Below are 22,818 nucleotides of genomic sequence, written 5' to 3' on the forward strand. Positions count from 1 at the left end.
ACTTAAAACCACTAATATAGGCTGAATTGATTAAAAAAGAATGAACTAACTAAGGTTTTTTTCATTAATCATGATGTGTTTATTGTTTATTTTTTAACACATGCTTTTCAAGTCATCTCTTCAGAATTGAAAATATACTTTAAAATTCAAAATTACGTGTAGAATATGCGCATTTTAGAGAGAAGGTTAGATCTATGTCGGGTTCGACTATTACTCCGTGGGTTGTAGGCAATTGGAAAATGAACCCAATGCAGGCTAACGCTCAACAATTAATTATAGATTTAAAGCAACAACTTAAAGCTGGTGATATCCTCGCTGGGACATGCCGTATAGGTGTAGCACCTGTTTCAATTGCGCTTTTAACAACTAAAGCTCAGTTGGAAGACGCTACTGTCGAGGTCATGACTGTTGCACAAGACGTTTCTCGTGTCGCAGGGACAGGTGCATATACAGGTGAGGTGAGTGCGGAATTACTCAAAGATAGTCAAATTGATTATGTGTTGATTGGTCATTCTGAACGCCGTGAAATATTTGCAGATACAGCATCTGTTGTTGCTGAAAAAGTAAAAAATGCTTTGTCAGCAGGTTTACACATTATTTATTGTGTAGGTGAAAGTCTTGAACAGCGTGAAGCTGGTCAGGCGGAACAAGTTGTATTACAACAAATTTGTGACATTAGTGTCGTGGTAAATGCAGAGCAATGGTCTAATATTACCGTCGCATATGAACCAATTTGGGCTATCGGAACGGGGAAAACAGCTTCTCCTGAAGATGCTCAGTCAATGCATGCAAAAATTCGTCAAGGCTTAACTCAAATTACGCCATTCGGTGCAAACACAGCTATTTTGTATGGCGGTAGTGTTAAAGCAGAAAATGCCGTAGAGTTGGCTGCTTGTCCAGATATCAATGGTGCGCTGGTTGGTGGTGCATCGTTAAATGCTGAGTCGTTCTATCAAATTGCTCACGCATTTGCTCAATCAAAATAATTAGGAGTTCATCATGCAAAATTTTGTACTGGTGGTGCACATCATTTTAGCAGTATTAATGATCGTTTTAATTTTAGTGCAGCACGGTAAAGGTGCAGATGCAGGTGCTTCGTTCGGTGGTGGTGGCGCAGCAACAGTATTTGGCGCTTCAGGTTCGGCTAACTTTTTAACACGCTTAACAGGTGTGTTAACGGCGATTTTCTTTATTACCAGTATTACTCTGGCATATTTAGCAAAACAGCAAACTACAGATGCTTATGGGCTTAAAACTTTGCCTGTAACTGAGCAAGTTGAACAAAAAACGCCTGAAACTTCAACAACTGCACCAAAACCTACCCCGTAATTGAATATTTTACTTTCAATTTTTTGATCAAGCCACTAGAATGCCTGTCAGCTGCGGTGGTGGTGGAATTGGTAGACACGCTACCTTGAGGTGGTAGTGCTTTCGGGCGTGGGGGTTCAAGTCCCCCCTTCCGCACCAACTTATGAATCCAGAATATAAGTTGGTGTATGCAGTGTATTTATTGTTGCGGGATGGAGCAGTCTGGTAGCTCGTCGGGCTCATAACCCGAAGGTCGTTGGTTCAAATCCAGCTCCCGCTACCAATTTTAATTAAGAAGCAACTTAATTAAAGCAAAAAGAAATTTTTGTAAATGTAAATGCGCTTTGTTGCGGGATGGAGCAGTCTGGTAGCTCGTCGGGCTCATAACCCGAAGGTCGTTGGTTCAAATCCAGCTCCCGCTACCAATTTTAAGGTAATCAATTTTCTATTTTAAATGTTCTTGGCTCTTTGGGTTCAAGTCTTTTTTAACGGCAAAATTTGTTGGTTAACACTAGCATTCGTTACCTCCTTATTTTTAAGCGAAGAAAATAAGCAGCTTAATTTTTTAAGTTGAAAGTTTTTGCATTTGTTGCGGGATGGAGCAGTCTGGTAGCTCGTCGGGCTCATAACCCGAAGGTCGTTGGTTCAAATCCAGCTCCCGCTACCAACTTACTTTGAGCAAAACAAGGTAAGCAACTTAGTGTTTTAAGTTGAACGTTTTTTTGTATTTGTTGCGGGATGGAGCAGTCTGGTAGCTCGTCGGGCTCATAACCCGAAGGTCGTTGGTTCAAATCCAGCTCCCGCTACCAAGTTTTAAGATGATGAATTGTTTATTTAAAAAGTATGTTGGCTCATCGGGTTCAACGCTTTATAAATAGCGAAGGTTATTGGATTAATTCAATTTCCACGACCAAAACTGATTTGGGTGCAACTAAATCAGAGCAAGTATGAAGTATTTTGATTGAAAAATAGTTCATGTTTGTATATAATTTTTGCACGTTGATGCGGGATGGAGCAGTCTGGTAGCTCGTCGGGCTCATAACCCGAAGGTCGTTGGTTCAAATCCAGCTCCCGCTACCAAGTTTCTTAAGGAGGCTCACAACTAGGTGGGCCTTTTTGCACAGTGGACTTTGGTTTTCTGTGTAATAATGGGGGCGATTGCGCCCTTTTTTGTTATCTATCGTGTAGTGTGGACATCAATTGGTCAAAATATCATGCTATCACTATAGTAAGTTTGTATCGGTCAAAAGGCCGATTGAATCGCACATAAATGACGAGAGTAAATGAAGTTATCTAACAAAACCCAAGCATTATTTGAACTGATCGCGCCTGCAGTAGAAGCATGCGATGTTGAACTTTGGGGTGTGGAATTTACACCGCAAGGCAAACGTTCACTTGTGCGCATATTTATTGATAAGCCAGATACTGAAACTGCAGAATCTATTGTTTCTGCTGATGGTGAAGAAAGTCAGGGCCGTGGTATTGGTGTACAGGATTGTGTTCGTGTAACACAACAAGTGGGTGCAATTCTTGATGTTCATGATCCTATTTCAGGTGAGTATGCATTAGAAGTGTCTTCTCCAGGTTGGGATCGTCCATTTTTCAAACTTGAACAAATGCCTGCTTATGTAGGACAGCAAGTTGCACTACGTTTGATTTCAGCGGTTGAAAATCGTCGTAAATTTCAAGCGAAGCTGGTTTCTGTTGATATTGAAAACGAAGTCATTCAGGTCGAAGTTGAGAATCAACATGTGCTTGAAATCGATACGCATAATATCGATAAAGCCAATTTGATCTATCAGGACTAAATTAATTTTAACTAAAAAGAATTTGAATAGTAGGTGACTTATGGGCCGTGAAATTCTTACCGTTGCAGAGACGGTCAGTAATGAGAAAGGTGTTAGTCGTGAAGCGATCTTCGAAGCACTAGAGCAAGCTTTAGTAGCTGCAACGAAGAAAAAATTCTACGAAGGCACAAATTCTGAAGAAGCTGAGCTACGTATTGAAATTGATCGTAAGACTGGTGAATACAGCACCTTTCGTCAATGGACAGTCGTTGCTGATGAAGATCATGAAATGCCGGCTTGCCAAGATGCAATTTCGGATGTAGATCCTGAACAATGGTCTATCGGTGATGTTCGTGAGCTTGAAGTACCATCAATTGAGTTTGGTCGTATTGCAGCTCAAATTGCAAAACAAGTGATTGTACAAAAAATTCGTGAAGCTGAACGTGCATTGATTGCCGATGCTTACGAATCTAAAGTCGGTCAACTTGTTTATGGCGAAGTGAAAAAACAAACCAAAGATGGTTTTATTATTGATCTTGGCGAAAATGCAGAGGGCTATCTTGCGCGTGAAGAAATGATCGCAAAAGAAATTCTTCGTCCGAAGCAACGTGTCAATGCAATTCTGTTTAATGTCAATCGTGAAGGTCGTGGTGCACAACTACAATTAACACGTTCTCGACCAGAAATGCTGATGGCGTTGATGAAGAAAGAAATTCCTGAAATAGCGGAAGAGATTATTGAAATTAAGGCAGCGGCTCGTCAGGCTGGTGTCCGTGCTAAAATTGCAGTGAAAACAAATGATCATCGTATTGATCCTGTGGGTGCTTGTATTGGTATGCGTGGTACACGTATCCAAGCAGTTCAATCAGAATTAAACGGTGAACGTATTGATGTTGTTGTGTGGTCTGATGATCCAGCTCAATATATCGCAAGTGCTTTAGAGCCTGCAGATGTATCGGGTATTGTGATTGATGAAGAAGAACGCACTGCAGATATCATTTTTGCAACCAGTGATCAATTGGCTCGCGCCATTGGTTCTCAAGGTCAAAACGTTCGTCTTGCTTCAGAATTAACGGGTTATAAACTCGATATGATGTTGGAAGATGAATACCGTGCACGTCAGCAAAGCGAAGCACAACAATATTTAGACATGTTTATTGGTCGTCTAGATATTGAAGAAGATCTTGCGATGGCATTGGTTGAAATGGGCTTTACTTCACTTGAAGAGATTGCCTATGTTCCTGCAGAAACATTCGATGAAATCGAATTAGATGCAGAAACTGTAACGTTATTGCAAAGTCGTGCGAAAGAAATTGCATTGGCTGATGCATTGAAAGAGCAAGAAAGCATTCAAGATCCAAGTCCTGAACTTCTAGCAATGGAAGGCATGACAAACGAATTTGCTTTGGCTCTAGCAGCTCGCGGTGTAATTACTGTAGATGATTTGGCTGATCAAGCAACTGACGATATTTCTGATATCGAAGGTTTAGATGCTGAGAAAGCGGGTCAACTCATTATGAAAGCACGTGAATCATGGTTTAACTAATTTGGAGGTCATACATGACGGATAAGTCAATACAAGAGTTAGCAGTCAGCGTAGGTCTTCCAGTTGAAAAACTATTAGATCAAGTTCGAGATGCTGGATTGCCACAAGCAAAACCAGAAGACAAAATTTCGGTTGAACAGCAAGACCGTCTCGTTTCTCACTTGAAAAAAGTGCATGGACAAAGTGACGGCAGCGCAGGAAAAATCACGTTGAAACGTAAAACCACCACTACTGCTAAAGTAGCGAGTACATCAGGCAAAGCAAAAACGATTAATGTGGAAGTTCGTAAGAAGCATACATTTGTTAAGCCTGATCATGAACAAATTAAAGCAGAAGCATTGGCTAAAGCAGCTGAGTCTAAAGCTCAAGTTGAACAAGCAGAACCAAGTGCAGCGCAAAAGCCTCAAGCAACTTTTGTGAACAACGCAGCGGCAAACTTAAATGCGATGCGTGCTGCTGCTAAAAATGAAACAGCAAAGCAAGAAGTTTCTAAAGCTGCTGTTGTTGTTAAGCGCAAATCTACGAACAAACCTATTGTAAAACAGGTTGTTAAGGTTTCTGAAACTGCTGAACAGAAAAAGCTTCGTGAAGCGCAAGCTGCACAATTGAAAGCAACTGAAGAAGCAGCACGTCGTAAATCTGCTGAAGAAGCGCAACAGCGTACGCTTGAACAGATGCGTCAAATGGCATCTAAGTACTCTGCTGACGAAACGACCCCAACGATTCGCGTTGTTGATGATTCTCCATTGGCCGCTGGTCTTGTTGGTCAAGCTTATGAAGACTCATTTGCGAAAGAAGACCGCGAAATCAAACGTGGTACGAATACGCCGACTGCTCGCGCACCGAAAAAAGGTGGACGTCGTGGTCAAGAAGAACAAAGCTTCAATAAACAGCCTAAACGCGGTTTAAAAACAAGCCAAGGTAACAAGCATGGCTTTGAAAAACCAGTTAAAAAACAAGTTTATGATGTTGAAATTGGTGAAACGATTGTTGTTGCAGACCTTGCAGCAAAAATGGCAATCAAAGTACGTGAAGTTATTAAATCACTCATGAAAATGGGTGAGTTAGTGACTCAAAACCAAGCGATTGAGCAAGACGTTGCAGCACTTGTTGTTGAAGAAATGGGTCATAACCCCGTTCGTGTATCTGATACGCAAGCTGAAGACAACTTACTTGTTGCTGCTGAAGAAGCGCGTGGTATTCAAACGACACGTGCGCCAGTAGTAACAATCATGGGTCACGTTGACCATGGTAAGACTTCACTTCTTGACCATATTCGTCGCGCTAAAGTAGCAGCAGGCGAGGCTGGTGGTATTACTCAGCATATTGGTGCTTACCATGTGAAAACTGAGAAAGGGATTATTACTTTCCTAGATACACCTGGACATGCTGCGTTTACGTCTATGCGTGCACGTGGAGCGAAAGCGACAGATATCGTAGTACTTGTTGTTGCAGCAGATGATGGTGTAATGCCACAAACTGCAGAAGCAATTGATCATGCGCGTGCTGCGGGTACGCCAATCATTGTTGCAATCAACAAAATGGATAAAGAATCTGCAGATCCAGATCGCGTATTGAATGAATTAACTGCGAAACAAATCGTTCCTGAACAATGGGGTGGTGATGTTCCAGTTGCAAAAGTTTCTGCGCATACCGGTGAAGGGATTGATGAGCTTCTTGACTTAATTTCAATCCAAGCTGAATTGCTTGAGTTGAAAGCATCTGAAGAAGGTGCTGCACAAGGTGTTGTTATTGAAGCTCGTGTAGACAACAGCCGTGGTGCTGTAACGTCTATTCTGATTCAAAACGGTACATTGAGTGTTGGTGATTTGGTTCTTGCTGGCGCATCTTATGGTCGCGTACGTGCCATGACAGATGAAAACGGTAAGCGTATTCAATCTGCTGGTCCTTCAATTCCTGTTGAAATCCTCGGTCTTCCAGAAGCACCGATGGCAGGTGATGAAGTTCTCGTTGTAACTGACGAGAAAAAAGCACGTGAAGTTGCTGATGCACGTATGGATCGTGAACGTCATCAACGTCTTGAGCGTCAAAGCGCAATGCGTCTTGAGAACCTTATGGCATCTATGGGCAAGAAAGATGTGCCTGTAATCAATGTGGTTCTTAAAACTGATGTACGTGGTACTTTGGAAGCACTTACAGTTGCATTGAATGGCTTGTCTACAGACGAAGTTGGCGTGCGTGTAATTGGTTCGGGTGTCGGTGCAATCACTGAGTCTGACGTGACACTTGCTGAATCTTCTGAAGCTGTTCTTCTTGGATTTAACGTACGTGCCGATACAACTGCACGTCAAAAATCTGATGCAGATGGCATCGATATTCGTTACTACTCAATTATTTATGAATTGATTGATGATGTTAAAGCAGCAATGAGCGGTAAGCTTGCGCCTGAACATCGTGAAACAATTCTGGGTGTTGCGCAAGTACGTGAAGTATTCCACTCAAGTAAATTTGGTGCAGCTGCAGGCTGTATGGTACTTGAAGGTATGCTACATCGTAACAAACCGATTCGCGTATTACGTGATGACGTGGTTGTGTTCCAAGGTGAGCTCGAGTCTCTTCGTCGCTACAAAGAAGTGGTTGAAGAAGTTCGTGCAGGTATGGAATGTGGTCTTGCGGTTAAAGGTTATAAAGACATCAAAGCACTCGATAAGATCGAAGTGTATGATGTTCAATTGATTAAACGGAGTCTTTAATGGCGGGTAGTCAACGTCTAAAGCGCATGGCGGATACTGTTCAACGCGAGTTGTCAGAACTGATTCGTCAAGAGCTAAAAGATCCTCGCTTAGGTGGTCTAGTGACCATCTCTGCGGTGAAGGTTAGTCCTGATCTTGGCTATGCAGAAGTTTATGTGACTGTAATGGGTCGTGAACTTGGTGATGAGCAAAGTGAAGCTGCGAACAAAGAAACTCTAGATGTACTCAATAAAGCTTCTGGATTCTTGCGTCACGAATTGAGCCGTCAAATCAAGACACGTATTACACCGCGTCTGCGTTTCCATTATGACAAGACCAATGCATATGGTAACTATATGTTCGGTCTAATTGCTGAAGCAGTGAAGGACTTACCTCCAGAAGACGCTAAAAAAGAAGACGAATAATTTCGTTATTAAAAAGCCACCTTAGGGTGGCTTTTTTTATTTATGTATTTGTCTTTTCGAGCCATTTATTTGATCATTTTTTTGCATAAAGACCTTAATTCTAGATGGATTTATCAAATGATTTCTTTTGAAAGGTATTTCTAATCAACAATTTTACAATCATTATCTGCTCATTCTTTCTCTAGCTCAGGGGGGGATTCTAAAAATCGATTTATTGTTCTTAAATGATTTTTTGAATTATAAAAAATATTAATGTTTAGGCAATTCAGCTTAGACTTGAACGCGATGTAATAATAAAAGAACATATCTTAGATAGATTGGACATTCAAATAAGAATCCATTTAAATAGAGTGGCTTAATGATCGGCTAAGATGTTTTAGCACTTTATAAATGAGATGTAGTTAAGTACTTTTTGTTTAGATATTAATTTTATTTGATGATTGAATCATTTGATTGAAATTGAAACCGTAAAGAAAAAATACAATTCAATTTTTAAATCTGGGTAAAATAAATTTATATGAACAAATACAAATAAATAATGAGGGGTAAATAGATGAAAATGTTGAAAAAAACGTTACTTTCAATTGCATTGGTCAGTACGTTGACATTATCAGGTTGTGGTTATAACACCTTACAAGCCAAAGATGAGTCTGTCGTTGCTTCATGGTCAGAGGTTCAAAACCAATATCAGCGTCGTGCAGATCTCGTACCTAATTTGGTGAATGTGGTAAAAGGCTATGCGAAACATGAAGAGCAAGTGTTAACAGAAGTGACGCAAGCACGTGCCAATGTCGCAGGTTTAAAAGTCGATAAAGAGGTTCTAGAAAACCCTGAATTATTTAAACAATATCAGGAAGCACAGTCACAGATGACAGGGGCATTATCGCGTCTACTCGCTGTAACTGAAAACTATCCTGATTTAAAAGCCAATGAGCAATTCCGTGATTTACAGGTACAACTTGAAGGTACTGAAAACCGTATCGCTGTAGCCCGTAATCGTTATATTTCTACAGTGCAAGATTACAATACCTATGTTCGTCAGTTCCCGCAAGCGATGACAGCGAAAGTGATTGGAATGGACACCAAAGAAAACTTTAGTGCTGAAGCAGGTTCGCAAAAAGCACCAACCGTTTCATTTAATTAATCGAAAATAATGAATTGTATTCTTTTTTGAGTTTTAGATTTAAGTGAATCGTTAATGGAGATATGGTGCAACTATGCTGGGATTAAGAAATGTTGAATTTCTGCAAAATTTGAAGGCAATCTTTATCGCCAGTTTGATTTTGCTTACGAGCATCGTTCTGCCGTCTGCATATGCGGAAACAGCAACTGCCGTAGATATGGAAGAAGCGATTGTACTTAAAAAAATCATTCAACCTGATACACAGCAAAACTCAAATCGATCAAATCCAGCGTTAGAAAAAGGTTCTACAGTTGCCTCTGCACCACAGAGCGGTGCAACTACAGCTGTTGAGAATGATCTGGCAGATGGCGAGTCCATTCGTCAGCTGCCTACATTGAATGCACCTGTGATTGATCTAGCTAAAATTTTAACGGCTGCTGAAAAATCAAAAATTGAATCGCAAATTCTTAATTTACATGAACAAGGAAAAGCACAAATTGGTTTGGTGATTGTGCCAACCACTGGGCAGGAAGATATTTTTGATTTTGCAATGCGTACTGCTGAGCAATGGAAATTAGGCTCAGCGGAACAAGACAATGGGTTGCTGATCACTGTTGCTGTGAATGATCGTAGAATAAATATTGCGACAGGTTATGGGCTTGAAGGGGTGATACCCGATATTATTGCCAGTCGTATTATTCGAGATCAAATTACGCCTTATTTTAAAGCCAATCAGTATGGACAAGGTCTGATAGCGGGTATTTCTGAAATAGAGCGTATTTTAAATCTAGATCCAGAAATTGCACAAAAAGCTGCTGAAGAATTGAAAGAGCGACAAGCTCAGGCTTTACGAGAGCAACAAGCCAAAGAAAAAACCTTGAGTACCAGTTTATTTATTCTGATTGCAGGCGTTGTTGCCTCATTTATGATTGGAAATCGTTTAAGTGCATCTGTTGCAGGAGTAACCGCTTTTGCTGCGGCATTAATCTATGGAACAGGCATTTTGATGAGCCTGATTGTCGGAATTGGTATCTTCTTTCTGCTCTTTACATCAATTGCGCAGCTTATTTTCCAAGCTTTTCTCTCCGGCGCAGGTCGAGGCGGCGGAAGCGGAGGTCGTGGTGGTGGTTTTGGTGGCGGGGGCGGTTTTAGTGGCGGTGGCGGTGGATTTGGCGGTGGAGGGGCATCAGGCTCATGGTAGTAAAAACAGAAACAACAGAAATTATTACAGAACCTAAAGTTCAGCAAAGTACTGAGCCCAGCTTAAAACGATGGTTTAAGCATTTTTTCTATATGCCCGCTTCAAAGCGCTATTTCTCTAAGCAAGATCAACAGGTGATTGCAGAAGCAGTCAATCAAGCAGAACAAGGGCATATTGGGGAAATTCAGGTCGTGATTGAAGGCTATATTCCTTGTTCTTTAGCGTATTATCAAGATACTCGACTGCGTGCACAACAGCTTTTTGCAGAACTGGGTGTATGGGATACAGAGCAAAACAGCGGAGTGTTGCTCTATTTGAATTTATGCGAACAAAAAGTCGAAATTGTCATTGATCGAGGTATTCAACGCGCGACTGAACAGAAGGTTTGGCAAGCTATTTGTGATCATATAGTTTTAGAATTAAAAAATAAGAATTATCGTCAGGGAGTGATACTGGGCGTGCAAGAAATCGGTGAAATTTTGAATACATTCTATGACGGTCAAGTCGTAGATCAGTCTAATGAACTTCCAAATATTCCTTTAATTTTGAATTAACTGCGGAAAACTGACAAAAATTGTCAGTTTTTACCTAAAATTACATATAAAAACAAAAGAATTAAAAAAAGATTGTATGTTTTGGTAATAAAAACAAAAATACCTTCAATACGTTGGCAATCCTATTGATTAAGAACAAAAAATCAAAAGTGAAAATGCTGACCTTATAAGTGCTTATTCAAAGCGATAAAAATATATTGGAGAAATGTTATGAATGCTCAAAAAGGTTTTACCCTGATTGATACTCCATAAGTGTCCATATAAAATGAACAATCCATAAGTTAGTCGATATGGACATCATAAAGTAGATCACAAATAATAAGCCAACTATGAAGCATAGATATTACTTCAGCCTTCTTTTGATACTCTCCTCGTTTAGCCATGCACAAGAATTAGACTTAATTCAATATTCAGATATTTCATCAATTCCTCAAATTGCTTTGAATCAAAAAATCCAAACAGAACTTCAAGCATTGTTAAAACATGATTACCCAAAATTCCATGCTAATTTTAAACATTATTCAGCGCCTTATTTATTGAAAACAGACGAAGCTTTGTATTATGAAGGTAGGTCTGCATCTAGTTTAGATGCTTCATCGGCTATTATTTTTAAAGATGGACGATTGTTTTCTGCAATTTATTTTGCTGAAACTAAGGTGTTAAAATATTTCAGTAATGACGTGAGTTGTTTAGAACAGTTACATCCTGCGATTCAAGTCTTTGCTCAGCAGCGTGAAATTCAAAGTATTGAGTATGTGACAGCAAGAGTGGAAAGCACTTTAAAATATTATCTTGGTTTAGCTGCTCAATGTGAGACTTATATAGAAAAACTAAAGAAAGGAAACTCAAGTTTTTTGAACATCTAAACCAATATGAAAAATCTATAATGGCTCAATGGAAAGGTAAGTGAGTCGTATAAAATAAACGGGGAATATTTTTCCTTCAATAAGCTCAGGAAACTGTTGGCTGAAACTTCGGTGTGAACTTAGTCGGACGCTTGTCGAAGCCATTGTGTGACAATATACTCCTATGGACTAACTTATACTCAACTTGCACAAATTATGTTGTGTAACGTATGTAATAAGTTGAAATTGTTAGAAAATAGGATAAATAAAAATGCAACCGACTGAATTAAAACAATTACCAGACTGGCTATTAGAACAGTTACCCCAAATGACTGAACCAGCAATTTTATCACTGCGAGATAAGAAACTTGTCGTCACTTACCCCGATCGTATGGAAGCAATTCACGAGAGCTTAAAAGACGTACAACACCAGATCCATCATGTCAAACCGACAGATTTACAGATTCTTCCAGAGGTTTATCAATATTTTGGTAAGGATAAAGAAAATGGTTGCCTATTTTTTAAAACCTCTGAGCATTTTTCTAGTAGTTTATTTTCATATACCGATCAAAATAAATTTGAGCATTTACAATCTGCTTTACAGACTGCCTTTGAACATGAGCAAGCATATCTCGCAAATCCAACGGACTTTTTAACAGCCTATCATTTTATTGATACACACCCAGCTTTTTGGACGGTTACTGGCGATGTACCATCATGGCACTGGAATACATGGGGGCATTGCCAAAATATTTATCACGGTGCATATAATGATGAAGATGATGGGAAATTAGTGATTTATTTAGAGACTGGCTCACATCTAAATAAAGTAGAAGATGGTGGTAAATTATACCAAGAGCATTATCATGATTATCGTTTAGATGTTTGGGCAGATACGTTTGAACAGGCATTTATCAAGTTGGCGGCAATGGTGTATAAGTTTTTTGACTATCAAGGTGTTGAGCGTCCAGATGTGCCTCATATAAAACCAGCATGGATTCTGGAGCTTGATGAACAAATTGCAGAATTTAAAAAATGGAAAGATGAGGAACTGTGAGTATTCACTATTAAAAGGATGTCCACGAGTTGTTAAAGTATGTCGCCTAAAACTTCTGCCAATGTTTGACCATTTTGATGATTGATCAATCTAGCAGACATACCAAATGCAGTCGGCCCTGTAAAATCTGCAAGTGCTGTATCCCCAATAAATAGGACTTCTGAAGCTTGGCAACCTAGTTGGTTAATGAGTGACTGATAGATTTTCGACTCAGGTTTAATTGCAGCAACTTCATAACTCCAAGCATAAGCATCAAGGGGCGGTAATAATGAAGAAACAATTTTTCCATATGGCATAGCTAAATTTGAGCATAATGCCAATTTAATTCCCAATTTCTTTAATTCTTCCAAAGTTGATAAGGTATCTTCATACAATCTAATAGAGCGTAACTCTTCATCTAAATCATGCTCAAGTTCTTGCAGAAATTGGTCTGGAATATTTACTGCTAATCGCTTTGCAAGCTCTGCCAAATTTAAATTGTGGGACATAATAAATTTGGCATCATCAGGCTTTGGTTGTCGCCCATTTTCTTTTAGCCATTTCATTAATTTTCTATATGGGGAACGTCTGTCTCCTATTTTTACAAGTGTACCAAATACGTCAAAAGTAATGACTGATGGCCCAATATGACCTGCTTTTGTTGATAATTCCATATTTTTATAACCAATTAAATTAAGTTTTACTTCTTGTTGAGATTACCATAAGAGCATTGTTATAAAAAATTAAGGGAGATATTTGATATCTCCCTTTGATTATTTTATTCACTGAAGTTTGCAAACATAATTTTAGGAAAATTTTTCATAAAGTGGCGTCTAACATGATTGAAGTCACTCAGATCATGTTGATTTTTTTCAAAATAATTAACCCAGGCTAAAGTTGCATCTTGGTCATTTAAGTTAGGATTAACATTTAAGAATAAAGCTAAATCAAATGTACGGTCAATATTAAACTCTTTGATTAGAGCAACAGCAGTTGAGCGGACTTCTTCTGAAATAGAGAATTTTGGAGAAAAATAGTTATTCATAGCTGAACTTCTTTAAAAAATTATATAATGAAATTTAGAACGGCTAATTTGTTTTTAATAGAACAATATAACCTGCTGTAGGTTAAATTATCATTTTGAAAGTTATTTATCAAGTTAAAATAACCTTCTGTAGGTTAATTTTTTAATTTAAAGGTTGTTATGATTAGATGTAGGTTGTCAAATTTGATGGGTGAGCGAAAAATTTTAAAGTTAAGTGAGGTAGCTCAAGCGACTGGTATCAATCGTAATACGCTAACAAGTCTTTACTATGACCGGGCAATACGAATTGAACTTTCGGTTGCTGATACCTTGTGTAAATATTTTGATTGTAATATGCAAGATCTATTTGAATACAGCGAAGATTTATGAATCGGGAAACTAAGTTACTTATAATTTACTAATAAATTATAAGTAACTTAGAGTGGATGACGTTTTATGTTAGTGGTAGCTTAAATTTTGATTAATATATTTCTTGGCTAATACATGAGCGTAAGCTCTACCCGCTAGCAAAATTACACAGCATAACGTTAAGGTTGATAGAAGAGGAATAAGTGAGGTAATAAAAAAATTTTCTTGAAATATTAGGCCCATAAAATTTGGTAAGCGTCCCCTAATGAAATAGAATCCACTGATTATTAAGACACAGATTACCGAGCAAATTGCGATTGCATGTTTTTGATAGCGAAAATATACGTGATCACGAAACGATGAGATACATTTATTACAATAAGAAAATCTCTGGTAGTCTTCATAAGAAAGCATTCCATCACCATTTTTGCATGGCAATGAATTATTAATTGTTAAATTACCGCCACACACATTGCCTTTATTTGAATGACCGACAGAAACAAGATTATTAGTCATAAGACTCCTAACTATTTATTTTAAATTAATATTTTTTCCTGCAACATTTCCTGCATTGTCATTACCGACCGTTACGACATTGCCTCTAGGTGATTCTGTTGTATTCTGAGTTAATAACCCTGCCAAAATATGCCTTTGTACAGTTTCTGAGGCTTGTCGAAATAACTCAATTAACATTTTTTCTTGTGTTGTCAGACTTAAAGACTCTCTTTTTCCAGTCAAAACGTAATTAATATCGAAGCCTAGTTCTGTAAGTCTAGCAAGATATGTTGCATCTGGGGAACGTTTACCATTTTCATAATTAGACTGTGTGGGAATTGCTACTCCAACAAATTCAGCTACATCTTTAGCCTTTAAATTTAGTCGGTTTCGCTCTTCAGTTAAAAATAATTTAGTCAATTGAATAATTCCTATTGATTAATGTTAATCAAATGATTAATATTAATTCTGTTAGTAATACTAACACATTGTAACATCATAAAAAACGTCATAAACAGACACTCAAGGATAAGCGATATGAGAGGAAAACCATTTATGGTTCGATTACCAAGTCCTGAAATTCGTGATGCTTATAAACGGTATTGTATGGATCATTTAAGAAGTCTTGATGCACAGTCATCGTTACTCATCATGAGAGAACTTAAAACGCAAGGTTATTTGAATGATTTATCGGATATAGGTCAGAAACTACAGTATCGGAAGGTATAGGTGGTGAATTAAGGTTTCAACAATAATTATTTGTATTAGGCAAAAAGTATAAAAGCCCATGCGGGAACATGAGCTTTTATGAATGTCTTGATTGGCGTCCAGACACTTCGATTTTGATGGATAGAGGCATTTTTGTCAATCCTACCTCAAGATCGCTTTTTGCCTGTTTTTTTTAATAAACAGGAGGCTCACATGAGCACTAAACTAAAAAATGGTCAGTCACGCTACAAGTCTAAAGCTAAAGTCGTGACCATTAAAAAATTTCAGTTATTGACGTTGGTTAAGGCAACCCGTTGTTTAAATGATGCAGAATTCGAAAAATATGGTGATGCTTACCTTGAATTCCCCATGATTATCCAGGGAGATGGGCAACCATCTGAAATTTTTAATCTGTACTTGCTGAAAAAATTACAACAAACAATACAGTATGATTTTAAAACATTTTCTTCAATTGCTAACCAATTACTTGATTTTCAGCGCTTTTTAGAAGATGAGCAGCTGGACTTTTTGAAATTTCATAAATTAAAACAGTTGAATGCGATTTTTAAATATCGTACTCGTCTTATTGAGCAGGCAAATGCAGGTCTCATTTCCGCCAGTTCTGCACGTGGTCGAATTAATGCAGTGGTGAATTTTTATCGATTTCTTGTAATGGAAGACTTGGTTGATCATCAATGTTATGGACTTCCATTTCAAGATGTCTATAAATATATTGCTGTGGATAATGAGTTTGGCGCACGTCGAAAAATGGCAATTAAGTCGCATGACCTTGCAATTCACGTTCCTGCTAAAGCCCAAAACTCTGAAACTATTGTGGATGGTGGTGAGTTAAGTCCACTGACCGTTGAAGAACAAACAATCATATTAAAAGCACTGCAAAAATCATCACGTGAATATCAGTTGATGTTCTATCTTGCATTGTTCACTGGTGCTCGCCTGCAAACAATTTGTACTTTACGAATCAAAAACTTAATTGGTCGTGAGCCTGATAGCCAGGGTTTTATCCGCCTGCCAGTTGGGGCGGGTACAGGCATTGATACCAAATTTCAAAAGCCAATGACGTTGCTAGTTCCGAATTGGTTAGCTCAAGACCTGAAAGTTTACATTAATAGTGAGCAAGCGCGTTTGCGTAGAGCAAAGTCAAACTATGGTGACTCAGATGAAAATTATGTATTTCTCACTAAACTTGGTACGCCTTTCTACACAAGCAAAGCTGAACAACAGGAATTGACCGAGCAGATCAAGGCCTCTGACTCATTCGGGACTAGGCTTAAACGCTATGAAGGTGAAGCGGTACGTAGTTATTTAAAAGTCGTATTATTACCTGAAATTCGCTTGATTGATCCGCAATTTCAAAGTTTTAAATTTCATGATTTACGTGCCAGTTTTGGTATGAATCTGCTTGAAAGTCAGTTACAACACCTGCCCGAAGGGCATTCGGTGATGACAGCTGTCGAATATGTGCAAGCTCGTATGGGGCATCGCAACATCAGCACCACTTTACAATATTTGAATTACAAATCTCGTTTACAGTGGCGCAATAAAATTCAGCATGAGTATGAATCAAGTTTAATGAAGTACGTGATGTCTTCTGTCAATTCAGCAGGAGATTTGTCATGAGCTTCACACGTACCCCATTGTTCGTCCATATCACCGATATCAATAAACAGATTAATGAACATGAGCGACTTATTCTCGTTTGCAAGGATAAAACCGCTTCTTTTGCTTTTAAGACATTTGACATTGGAACTCTGTTTTACCGTAAAAGAGTATCTGGCGAGATTTTGTCAGAACAGCAGTTATGTGCATCATTTGATGAAAAAAGGCGTTATTTTTTACAATGTTTGACCGACTATTTGCTGCAAATGGGCGGATCAGATTTGTCAAAAGGACTATTTTATTACACCAGTAAACTTTTTTTAGATTGGGTAGGTAGCCAAAAAAAGACATTTGATTTTTCAAATCAAGACAGTGTGATCGATGCGTATCGTCGTTACAGTAAATCTTTAGTTGATCGCACTTTGCTTGCTGATACTGAAGAGGAAAGTTTAGCTGCACATACAGCAAAGCAATATCAGCGTAATGCAGCTAAATTAATCGCATATGTATTTGACTGTCATGAAATTGATATTGTTAGTCAAGCAATGCAAGTACAGTCGCAGCGTTATGATGTTCCTATATTACCCATTGCGGAAGAAGATCATCAGAAAACTTATGCGACTTTGCAGAATGTCTTTCTTGAAATCCATCGCATCGTTGTGCAAGAAGAAAGCTTTCCAGCGCATTTTAAATCGGTTGATGAAGAGAACTTTTATTTTTATTCCGGTTTTCATCATCAAACTGAAAAACAGCACATCCAGTTTGATATACAGAGTTATTTAGTCAAATATCCGGTTATTCCAGCTTTTTCTAAAATGCTGGCTGATTTTGAATTAGAAGAAGATAGTGAGCATCGAAAGCGCTTACGTGAAAATCGTAATGAAGCTCTGTATAAATTGCAGCAACGTAATGAGAATAAGCGACACATCGAGCGAGAACGACTTGCCTCCTATGGTCTTTGCATTGGTATGTTGTTATTTATCGCACAAACTGGGGCAAATTTAGACACTGCTCAACAGTTACAACTCGATACGATGGAAATCCTACCAAGTACCCAGGGGCGAAGGTTTTCGGGAACAAAAAGCCGTGCAGGAGGCAAGATAGTATACCCAGAATTTGGGGTGAAATTTGAGCCAGTGTTTAGGAAGCTTTTGGAACTTCGTGAATGGTATATTCAAGATGAAGCATGTGATTTCATCTTTCCATTACGCAACGAAATTCAACAGTTGGGATCTGTCAGCTACAGCAGATTACAATTAATGAAAAAGTTTTTTCAGCGTATTTTCCCACAAATGGTCTGGATTACACCACAACAGTGGCGTAAGCATAAAAGCAGTCAAACTGTTGAGTTTAGCGATGGTGATCTATTGCTTGAAGCTGAGGTAATGGGTCACTCACTCGATACTGCAAGAACTAATTATGCACGTACTTCATTCAAAGATGCAGCCCAGCAAATTTCACAGTTTTTTAATGAGCTGCGAGAAGTCGCAGTAGCACAAACTCGAACTGTTGAACGTATTGCTGTGCAAACGTTAGATGAGCCTGTTGATGTTCAGACCTTACCTGTCGGGGCTTGTACGACAACAAATCTACAGCCCGAAAAAGCAATGGGTTTTACTGCACAAGCCCCAACTCCAAACTGCCAGCAATTTGAGCATTGTCTATTTTGCCAACACTATGCAGTCCACGCTGATGATGAGGATGTGCGTAAGCTTTTATCACTGAAAAGTCTGCTCGGCTACGTTAAGCAAAAAGCCACGGATTTAATCAATTGGGAACAACAGTTTGGGGTTGTACTACATCGCATCGATGAAGTGATAAAAGAGTTATCAAATACTTATGAAAATTTACGTGATCGTATTTTTTCGATTCAAGAAGAAGTTGAAAGTGGTGATTTAGATGCCTATTGGCTGAATCATTTTGAATTGCTAATTGATTTGGGGTGGGTCGAATGAGTTCATTTAATTCATATTTATACGCTCTTGGTGTTGCTGAGCAGTTCTTACCTGATGAGTACAATCTACAGAATAATCAGCTGCATGTTCCAAGTACTTTTGTATTATCGCGAATGAAGAGTGGTGAAACATTGTCTGTCTATGCAGATAATGTCTGGGATCTTTCTCCATATTTACCAAAGTGTCACTGTCGCTTGAATTTTGATAGTTGGCTTGAGAACTCCCGTGAAGATGACTTTCTCTTCTGCCAAATTCGGACAGAAATGAAAAAAATCAGTTTTGCTTTGCTTTATATAAAATCTGGCAAGTCGATTATTAAAAGTATTGAGCAGCGGCATACGGTTTTGCGCCAGTTTGCTGCTATCGCATACCGCAATGGCTGTACATTGCAGCAGCTGTTTAGCGATGTTGCTTATATGTCAAAAGTGAATGATGCTTATATAAACGTGAGCTATCAAAAAGCACTCCAAATCAAAGCATTTTTAACGGATTGTTTTTCTATTCAACAACAACACTCATTGCTCATTCCTGCATTTAGTACATATCAACCGATTGAGCATTTAGCAAAGTTGGCTGCTCAACTCAGGTTGCAGTCAGGCAAAGTAGGTCCACAAACCAAAGTCGTTCCTTCACGGCTTTATATTGCCTTAATTAATACTTTAGCGGATAAATTGAACGAGTTTAATCAAAATGCACCTGCTTTGCTGCAATGGTTTCAACGTATTCAGCAAGATAAAGCTTTTGCGCGTATGCCCCGCGAATTTAAAGACTATAAAAATGCAGTGAGTTTTGTGGATGCTCATGACTTACTTGGTTTAACTCAACTTTTTGAAAATAACCAGATTCAAAAACATGCCAACCTCACCCGTTATATGACGCTGATTCAAGGTATGGGCAAGTTGTGGATTCATCTGTTTACAGGGATGCGTGATAATGAAGTGAATCAGCTGTCTTCTGATTGCTATCAAACTATTCAAAGTAATGAGCATCTTGTGCATGTCATTATGGGCTATACATCAAAATTACACGGGGGTGGCAACAAGTCTACGTATTGGATTACGTTTGAAGATATTCAAGTAGGCGTACATGCAGCACAAAGCATTGGTGAAATCTACGCTCTGCTCAACTCACATTATGATATGTCTAATCCTGCTGAATACCCATTATTTCCAACGCGTTATTTGCAAAATCGGAATAAGCAAAATAAAAAGGATTTTATTTCCAATTTTTCAGGTGCCCCGACTCGAACACAGTCTAATTTTAATCAGTATTTAAGCCGTATTTCTGTCTTGCTTGGAGAGGGGGTGAAAATCACAGAAAGTGATATCGCCGAGCTTGAAGCTTTTGATGGTTTTCGCAATTGGCGAGAAGAAAAAGACTGCCAAGTTGGTGAGTACTGGAATATCTGTACCCATCAATTTAGACGTTCGCTTGCAGTTTATGGCGCTCGTTCAGGCATGATCGGACTTGGCGCTTTGTCAGTCCAATTTAAGCATCTAACAGAGTCTATGACGTTGTATTACCGTAATAATGCGGTATTTGCACCAAATATTTTAGTGAGTGACAGTCAAAAAGAGTTTATTCAAGAACTGGAATATCAGCGCTTGGTACATTCTTATGCGCAATTTGAAGAGGGTGTAATTAATAGTGCTGGCCGTTTACTTGGTGGGGCAGGAACCTATTTGCAGCTACAAAAAGACCGCGAGCAATTACTCACAGTATTTCCAAACCGTGATGAAACCATTAAGCGTATGAAAAAGGGTGAAATTGCCTATAAGCCTAGCTTGTTTGGCGCATGTACCAACCCTGATTCTTGCGAAAAAATTTCTTTTACGGCTATTACGAGCTGTTTGAGTTGTGCCCATGCTGTGTTTGATGCAACAAGTGCTGAAAAAATACAAAAAGCGGTTCAGCGACTACAACGGCAGCGAGATATGCAAGTACAGAACAGTCTGCTATACGAGCAAATGGACAGTGATATTTTGGCTTTAAACAAAATGATTCAAAAAATTAAAACGATTAATATTGAGGTGTAAAATATGAGTGTACTTAATGATTATTACGCTGCTCTAGAGCGTTTAAAAGCGAATAAGCCGAACGTCTTAGCCAAAGGCTTTGCGATTAATAATGATACCGTCGCACTTGAAGCAGGGCGTAAGCGAGGTTCAATTAAGAAGAGTCGTCATGCTGTATTAATTGAAGCTATTGAGCAAGCAGCACAGCAAGTTCGGCAAAATGTTCTTTCACCGGCACAACAGGTTGTAAAGGCTAAAACTAAGACCAAAGCGGTGAAAAGTGATTATGATCAGTTGCAGGAAGATTATGAAAAACTGCTCGAAAAGTTTAATTCACTATTGTTGGAAAATTTTGAGTTAAGACAAAAAGTTGAGAACCTTTAAAATAAATACCACTAAACTTTGGTTTAGTGGTATTTTTCTTTCAAAATATAAGTTTATTCAAATAATTATGAACATGTTTTTGGCTCAACGCCTGCTGGTAAGTCAGATGTACAAGCCCAAGCACCTGTATCAACTGTATAAGTTAAAGTCACCTTTTTGCCTGCAATCATATCGTTAATACCTGCTGAAGCGGCCTTAAACTCAGCCTCTAAAGCACATGTACCTACAAGTGGAGCTGTGCCAGCTGTAGCTGTAGGTGTAATACTTGTGACATATTTTCCAGTAGTAGTAGTAGAAGCTAGTCCACCTGAAGTACTACAACCAGTTGTTAAGCCATCATTACTAATAGATTCAACTACAGGTGTTTTAAGACCATCTAATAATGACATTGCTTCAGCTGCCTGAGCTCTTGCAGTATAATTTTTGTATTGTGGGATCGCAATTGCAGCCAAAATACCAATAATAGCGACAACAATCATAAGCTCGATGAGCGTGAAGCCCTTCTGCATTGTATTCATAACATTCTCCACAAATGTTTTGTTAATTTAATTATAAGCTTTGTAAGCTAATTTATAGTTTGCACGAAGTGTGCCAAAGTATAGTATCTAGTTATTTCATATAAAATCAATACCTTGTTGGAATTTAAAGATTAGTGAAATCATTTTGAGTAATTTTATGTAAGTTAGTGACAAAAAATGTCAGCTTTGTTTGTTTTGTGAGATGTTATGATGCTAATTATTTATAGCTGGAAAAAGCAAAATGCTCAGCAGCTAAGCAAGTAGATAACTATTGATTTAACGATAATTATTTTAAGCATTGGTGAGTGCAGTTTAAAATTCAAAAGCAATGTTCTATGCTGAATTTTTCATACATGTAGGGGAGTTATCAAATTAAACGACTAAAAGATTTTAAAATCGATGATCGAACACCTCGCCCAGCTATAAAAGTTATGCCTATGCAATTTGATGATGACGAAGCGATTCGTCGTATTATGATGCATGATGCATGATGCATCATGCAAGACGTGTGATTCGTCAGCATAGAGAAGAACTACAAAAGCTGGCTTATAAATGAGTTTGGATTTTTTTATTCTGTTTTTAGCTTATCAAAATTTTAAAATATCTCACGACCAGTCTGCTTTTATAAAAATTCACCCTATCGCACTGAGTAAAAGCCATTTTCTGATATGGACAAATTGGAAAAATTTGTCTATTTAAAACGATGTCCATATGGACAAAATGAAAAATGAAGTAAAACAAGACAATTCAATGGTTTAATTCATGTGCATATAAAGTGACTTATGGAATGAATTGAATTAATGATTGTTGTAGCGATTATCGGTATTTTAGCTGCGATTGCGATTCCTGCTTATCAAAGCTATACAGCTAAATCACAAGTTGCTGCTGGTCTTGCTGAGATCTCACCTGCTAAAACCAACGCTGAAGCAAAACTTGCTGAAGGTATTTCTGATACTATTGCATCTGCACCACTGTTAGGTGTGCAGTCTTCTACAAGTCGTTGTTCAGCTATTACTGTTAGTGTGGCAAGCACTGGTGCAAGTACAATTTCTTGTACGTTGATTGGTACATCTTCTATTAATACTAAAGTTATTAAATGGACTCGTGGAGCAGATGCTACTGATACTTCAGGTGCAATTGGCGGTTGGACTTGTTCAACTAATGTGGCGACAGAATTTAAACCTAAAACTTGTTTAGCAGCTTATTCTTAAT

General features: G+C 38.4%; 23 protein-coding genes and 6 tRNA genes. 24 read left to right on the forward strand and 5 right to left on the reverse strand.

Annotated elements, in window-relative coordinates:
• Positions 1 to 194 precede the first annotated feature (194 nt).
• The 17 genes from tpiA (at position 195) to V5M36_RS01710 (ending at position 12,539) form a co-directional block, all read left to right on the forward strand.
• Positions 195 to 986: a triose-phosphate isomerase gene (gene tpiA, locus V5M36_RS01630; RefSeq protein WP_338561339.1), complete on the forward strand. Its 792-nt coding sequence runs from the start codon at positions 195 to 197 to the stop codon at positions 984 to 986.
• 13 nt (positions 987 to 999) lie between these two features.
• Positions 1,000 to 1,329, forward strand: coding sequence for a preprotein translocase subunit SecG (gene secG, locus V5M36_RS01635; RefSeq protein WP_338561341.1), 330 nt, complete (start codon positions 1,000 to 1,002; stop codon positions 1,327 to 1,329).
• A gap of 53 nt (positions 1,330 to 1,382) precedes the next feature.
• A tRNA-Leu gene (locus tag V5M36_RS01640) sits at positions 1,383 to 1,467 on the forward strand.
• Positions 1,468 to 1,514: 47 nt separating this feature from the next.
• A tRNA-Met gene (locus V5M36_RS01645) sits at positions 1,515 to 1,591 on the forward strand.
• Positions 1,592 to 1,656: 65 nt separating this feature from the next.
• A tRNA-Met gene (locus V5M36_RS01650) sits at positions 1,657 to 1,733 on the forward strand.
• A gap of 165 nt (positions 1,734 to 1,898) precedes the next feature.
• A tRNA-Met gene (locus V5M36_RS01655) sits at positions 1,899 to 1,975 on the forward strand.
• 65 nt (positions 1,976 to 2,040) lie between these two features.
• A tRNA-Met gene (locus V5M36_RS01660) sits at positions 2,041 to 2,117 on the forward strand.
• 194 nt (positions 2,118 to 2,311) lie between these two features.
• A tRNA-Met gene (locus tag V5M36_RS01665) sits at positions 2,312 to 2,388 on the forward strand.
• A gap of 203 nt (positions 2,389 to 2,591) precedes the next feature.
• Entirely contained in the window at positions 2,592 to 3,116 is a 525-nt protein-coding gene (rimP, locus tag V5M36_RS01670) for a ribosome maturation factor RimP (protein ID WP_338561343.1), read from the forward strand.
• Between the two features lie 40 nt (positions 3,117 to 3,156).
• Positions 3,157 to 4,641, forward strand: coding sequence for a transcription termination factor NusA (gene nusA, locus V5M36_RS01675; RefSeq protein WP_338561345.1), 1,485 nt, complete (start codon positions 3,157 to 3,159; stop codon positions 4,639 to 4,641).
• Positions 4,642 to 4,655: 14 nt separating this feature from the next.
• Positions 4,656 to 7,355, forward strand: coding sequence for a translation initiation factor IF-2 (gene infB / locus V5M36_RS01680; protein WP_338561348.1), 2,700 nt, complete (start codon positions 4,656 to 4,658; stop codon positions 7,353 to 7,355).
• On the forward strand, positions 7,355 to 7,759 hold the full coding sequence (locus V5M36_RS01685) for a ribosome-binding factor A (RefSeq protein WP_338561351.1): 405 nt from the start codon (positions 7,355 to 7,357) through the stop codon (positions 7,757 to 7,759). The genes infB and V5M36_RS01685 overlap by 1 nt, the downstream gene beginning before the upstream one ends.
• A gap of 553 nt (positions 7,760 to 8,312) precedes the next feature.
• Positions 8,313 to 8,903, forward strand: a complete 591-nt coding sequence (locus V5M36_RS01690) for a LemA family protein (protein ID WP_338561353.1) — start codon at positions 8,313 to 8,315, stop codon at positions 8,901 to 8,903.
• Between the two features lie 73 nt (positions 8,904 to 8,976).
• Positions 8,977 to 10,083 carry a TPM domain-containing protein gene (locus V5M36_RS01695; protein ID WP_338561355.1) on the forward strand — a complete coding sequence of 369 codons (1,107 nt, stop codon included), beginning with the start codon at positions 8,977 to 8,979 and terminating at the stop codon, positions 10,081 to 10,083.
• Positions 10,077 to 10,637 carry a TPM domain-containing protein gene (locus V5M36_RS01700; RefSeq protein ID WP_338561357.1) on the forward strand — a complete coding sequence of 187 codons (561 nt, stop codon included), beginning with the start codon at positions 10,077 to 10,079 and terminating at the stop codon, positions 10,635 to 10,637. The genes V5M36_RS01695 and V5M36_RS01700 overlap by 7 nt, the downstream gene beginning before the upstream one ends.
• 329 nt (positions 10,638 to 10,966) lie before the next feature.
• Entirely contained in the window at positions 10,967 to 11,503 is a 537-nt protein-coding gene (locus tag V5M36_RS01705; protein ID WP_338561359.1) for a hypothetical protein, read from the forward strand.
• A 250-nt stretch (positions 11,504 to 11,753) separates the two neighbouring features.
• Positions 11,754 to 12,539 carry a hypothetical protein gene (locus V5M36_RS01710; RefSeq protein ID WP_338561361.1) on the forward strand — a complete coding sequence of 262 codons (786 nt, stop codon included), beginning with the start codon at positions 11,754 to 11,756 and terminating at the stop codon, positions 12,537 to 12,539.
• A 32-nt stretch (positions 12,540 to 12,571) separates the two neighbouring features.
• On the opposite strand, the gene V5M36_RS01715 is transcribed toward V5M36_RS01710, so the two are convergent.
• Together V5M36_RS01715 and V5M36_RS01720 are read right to left on the reverse strand one after the other, a co-directional pair.
• Positions 12,572 to 13,192, reverse strand: coding sequence for an HAD family hydrolase (locus V5M36_RS01715; RefSeq protein WP_338561363.1), 621 nt, complete (start codon positions 13,190 to 13,192; stop codon positions 12,572 to 12,574).
• Positions 13,193 to 13,296: 104 nt separating this feature from the next.
• The gene (locus V5M36_RS01720) at positions 13,297 to 13,563 is read right to left on the reverse strand and encodes a hypothetical protein (protein ID WP_111884149.1); all 267 of its coding nucleotides are present in this window, start codon (positions 13,561 to 13,563) and stop codon (positions 13,297 to 13,299) included.
• Positions 13,564 to 13,722: 159 nt separating this feature from the next.
• Here V5M36_RS01720 and V5M36_RS01725 point away from each other — a divergent pair, with 159 nt between their 5' ends.
• On the forward strand, positions 13,723 to 13,932 hold the full coding sequence (locus V5M36_RS01725; protein WP_338561368.1) for a helix-turn-helix domain-containing protein: 210 nt from the start codon (positions 13,723 to 13,725) through the stop codon (positions 13,930 to 13,932).
• Positions 13,933 to 14,001: 69 nt separating this feature from the next.
• Here V5M36_RS01725 and V5M36_RS01730 read toward each other — a convergent pair whose 3' ends face one another.
• Positions 14,002 to 14,427, reverse strand: coding sequence for a hypothetical protein (locus tag V5M36_RS01730; RefSeq protein WP_338561369.1), 426 nt, complete (start codon positions 14,425 to 14,427; stop codon positions 14,002 to 14,004).
• 15 nt (positions 14,428 to 14,442) lie between these two features.
• Positions 14,443 to 14,826 (reverse strand): helix-turn-helix domain-containing protein, encoded by a 384-nt coding sequence (locus tag V5M36_RS01735; protein ID WP_338561371.1) that lies wholly within the window; start codon positions 14,824 to 14,826, stop codon positions 14,443 to 14,445.
• Between the two features lie 117 nt (positions 14,827 to 14,943).
• On the opposite strand from V5M36_RS01735, the gene V5M36_RS01740 reads away from it, so the two are divergent.
• From V5M36_RS01740 to V5M36_RS01760, 5 genes are all read left to right on the forward strand, one after another.
• Positions 14,944 to 15,135 carry a hypothetical protein gene (locus V5M36_RS01740; protein ID WP_338561373.1) on the forward strand — a complete coding sequence of 64 codons (192 nt, stop codon included), beginning with the start codon at positions 14,944 to 14,946 and terminating at the stop codon, positions 15,133 to 15,135.
• Between the two features lie 192 nt (positions 15,136 to 15,327).
• Positions 15,328 to 16,755, forward strand: a complete 1,428-nt coding sequence (locus V5M36_RS01745; protein WP_338561376.1) for a tyrosine-type recombinase/integrase — start codon at positions 15,328 to 15,330, stop codon at positions 16,753 to 16,755.
• Complete coding sequence (locus V5M36_RS01750; RefSeq protein ID WP_338561378.1) at positions 16,752 to 18,689, forward strand: hypothetical protein; 1,938 nt, start codon at positions 16,752 to 16,754, stop codon at positions 18,687 to 18,689. The genes V5M36_RS01745 and V5M36_RS01750 overlap by 4 nt, the downstream gene beginning before the upstream one ends.
• On the forward strand, positions 18,686 to 20,725 hold the full coding sequence (locus tag V5M36_RS01755) for a hypothetical protein (RefSeq protein WP_338561380.1): 2,040 nt from the start codon (positions 18,686 to 18,688) through the stop codon (positions 20,723 to 20,725). The genes V5M36_RS01750 and V5M36_RS01755 overlap by 4 nt, the downstream gene beginning before the upstream one ends.
• A gap of 3 nt (positions 20,726 to 20,728) precedes the next feature.
• The gene (locus V5M36_RS01760) at positions 20,729 to 21,088 is read left to right on the forward strand and encodes a hypothetical protein (protein ID WP_338561382.1); all 360 of its coding nucleotides are present in this window, start codon (positions 20,729 to 20,731) and stop codon (positions 21,086 to 21,088) included.
• Positions 21,089 to 21,153: 65 nt separating this feature from the next.
• Here the strand turns inward: V5M36_RS01760 and V5M36_RS01765 are convergent, their stop codons facing one another.
• Positions 21,154 to 21,606, reverse strand: a complete 453-nt coding sequence (locus V5M36_RS01765) for a pilin (RefSeq protein ID WP_338561384.1) — start codon at positions 21,604 to 21,606, stop codon at positions 21,154 to 21,156.
• Positions 21,607 to 22,406: 800 nt separating this feature from the next.
• On the opposite strand from V5M36_RS01765, the gene V5M36_RS01775 reads away from it, so the two are divergent.
• Complete coding sequence (locus V5M36_RS01775; protein WP_338561386.1) at positions 22,407 to 22,817, forward strand: pilin; 411 nt, start codon at positions 22,407 to 22,409, stop codon at positions 22,815 to 22,817.
• Position 22,818: the final 1 nt, after the last annotated feature.

It is taken from the genome of Acinetobacter sp. KS-LM10 (assembly GCF_036896575.1).
In the GTDB taxonomy this organism is placed as follows: Bacteria; Pseudomonadota; Gammaproteobacteria; order Pseudomonadales; family Moraxellaceae; genus Acinetobacter; species Acinetobacter avistercoris.

Excerpts from the sequence above, each read along its gene's own strand:
- tpiA (WP_338561339.1), top strand. The coding sequence starts at position 195 with ATGTCGGGTTCGACTATTACTCCGTGGGTTGTAGGCAATTGGAAAATG.
- secG (WP_338561341.1), top strand. The coding sequence starts at position 1,000 with ATGCAAAATTTTGTACTGGTGGTGCACATCATTTTAGCAGTATTAATG.
- rimP (WP_338561343.1), top strand. The coding sequence starts at position 2,592 with ATGAAGTTATCTAACAAAACCCAAGCATTATTTGAACTGATCGCGCCT.
- nusA (WP_338561345.1), top strand. The coding sequence starts at position 3,157 with ATGGGCCGTGAAATTCTTACCGTTGCAGAGACGGTCAGTAATGAGAAA.
- infB (WP_338561348.1), top strand. The coding sequence starts at position 4,656 with ATGACGGATAAGTCAATACAAGAGTTAGCAGTCAGCGTAGGTCTTCCA.
- V5M36_RS01685 (WP_338561351.1), top strand. The coding sequence starts at position 7,355 with ATGGCGGGTAGTCAACGTCTAAAGCGCATGGCGGATACTGTTCAACGC.
- V5M36_RS01690 (WP_338561353.1), top strand. The coding sequence starts at position 8,313 with ATGAAAATGTTGAAAAAAACGTTACTTTCAATTGCATTGGTCAGTACG.
- V5M36_RS01695 (WP_338561355.1), top strand. The coding sequence starts at position 8,977 with ATGCTGGGATTAAGAAATGTTGAATTTCTGCAAAATTTGAAGGCAATC.
- V5M36_RS01700 (WP_338561357.1), top strand. The coding sequence starts at position 10,077 with ATGGTAGTAAAAACAGAAACAACAGAAATTATTACAGAACCTAAAGTT.
- V5M36_RS01705 (WP_338561359.1), top strand. The coding sequence starts at position 10,967 with ATGAAGCATAGATATTACTTCAGCCTTCTTTTGATACTCTCCTCGTTT.
- V5M36_RS01710 (WP_338561361.1), top strand. The coding sequence starts at position 11,754 with ATGCAACCGACTGAATTAAAACAATTACCAGACTGGCTATTAGAACAG.
- V5M36_RS01715 (WP_338561363.1), bottom strand. The coding sequence starts at position 13,192 with ATGGAATTATCAACAAAAGCAGGTCATATTGGGCCATCAGTCATTACT.
- V5M36_RS01720 (WP_111884149.1), bottom strand. The coding sequence starts at position 13,563 with ATGAATAACTATTTTTCTCCAAAATTCTCTATTTCAGAAGAAGTCCGC.
- V5M36_RS01725 (WP_338561368.1), top strand. The coding sequence starts at position 13,723 with ATGATTAGATGTAGGTTGTCAAATTTGATGGGTGAGCGAAAAATTTTA.
- V5M36_RS01730 (WP_338561369.1), bottom strand. The coding sequence starts at position 14,427 with ATGACTAATAATCTTGTTTCTGTCGGTCATTCAAATAAAGGCAATGTG.
- V5M36_RS01740 (WP_338561373.1), top strand. The coding sequence starts at position 14,944 with ATGAGAGGAAAACCATTTATGGTTCGATTACCAAGTCCTGAAATTCGT.
- V5M36_RS01745 (WP_338561376.1), top strand. The coding sequence starts at position 15,328 with ATGAGCACTAAACTAAAAAATGGTCAGTCACGCTACAAGTCTAAAGCT.
- V5M36_RS01750 (WP_338561378.1), top strand. The coding sequence starts at position 16,752 with ATGAGCTTCACACGTACCCCATTGTTCGTCCATATCACCGATATCAAT.
- V5M36_RS01755 (WP_338561380.1), top strand. The coding sequence starts at position 18,686 with ATGAGTTCATTTAATTCATATTTATACGCTCTTGGTGTTGCTGAGCAG.
- V5M36_RS01760 (WP_338561382.1), top strand. The coding sequence starts at position 20,729 with ATGAGTGTACTTAATGATTATTACGCTGCTCTAGAGCGTTTAAAAGCG.
- V5M36_RS01765 (WP_338561384.1), bottom strand. The coding sequence starts at position 21,606 with ATGAATACAATGCAGAAGGGCTTCACGCTCATCGAGCTTATGATTGTT.
- V5M36_RS01775 (WP_338561386.1), top strand. The coding sequence starts at position 22,407 with ATGATTGTTGTAGCGATTATCGGTATTTTAGCTGCGATTGCGATTCCT.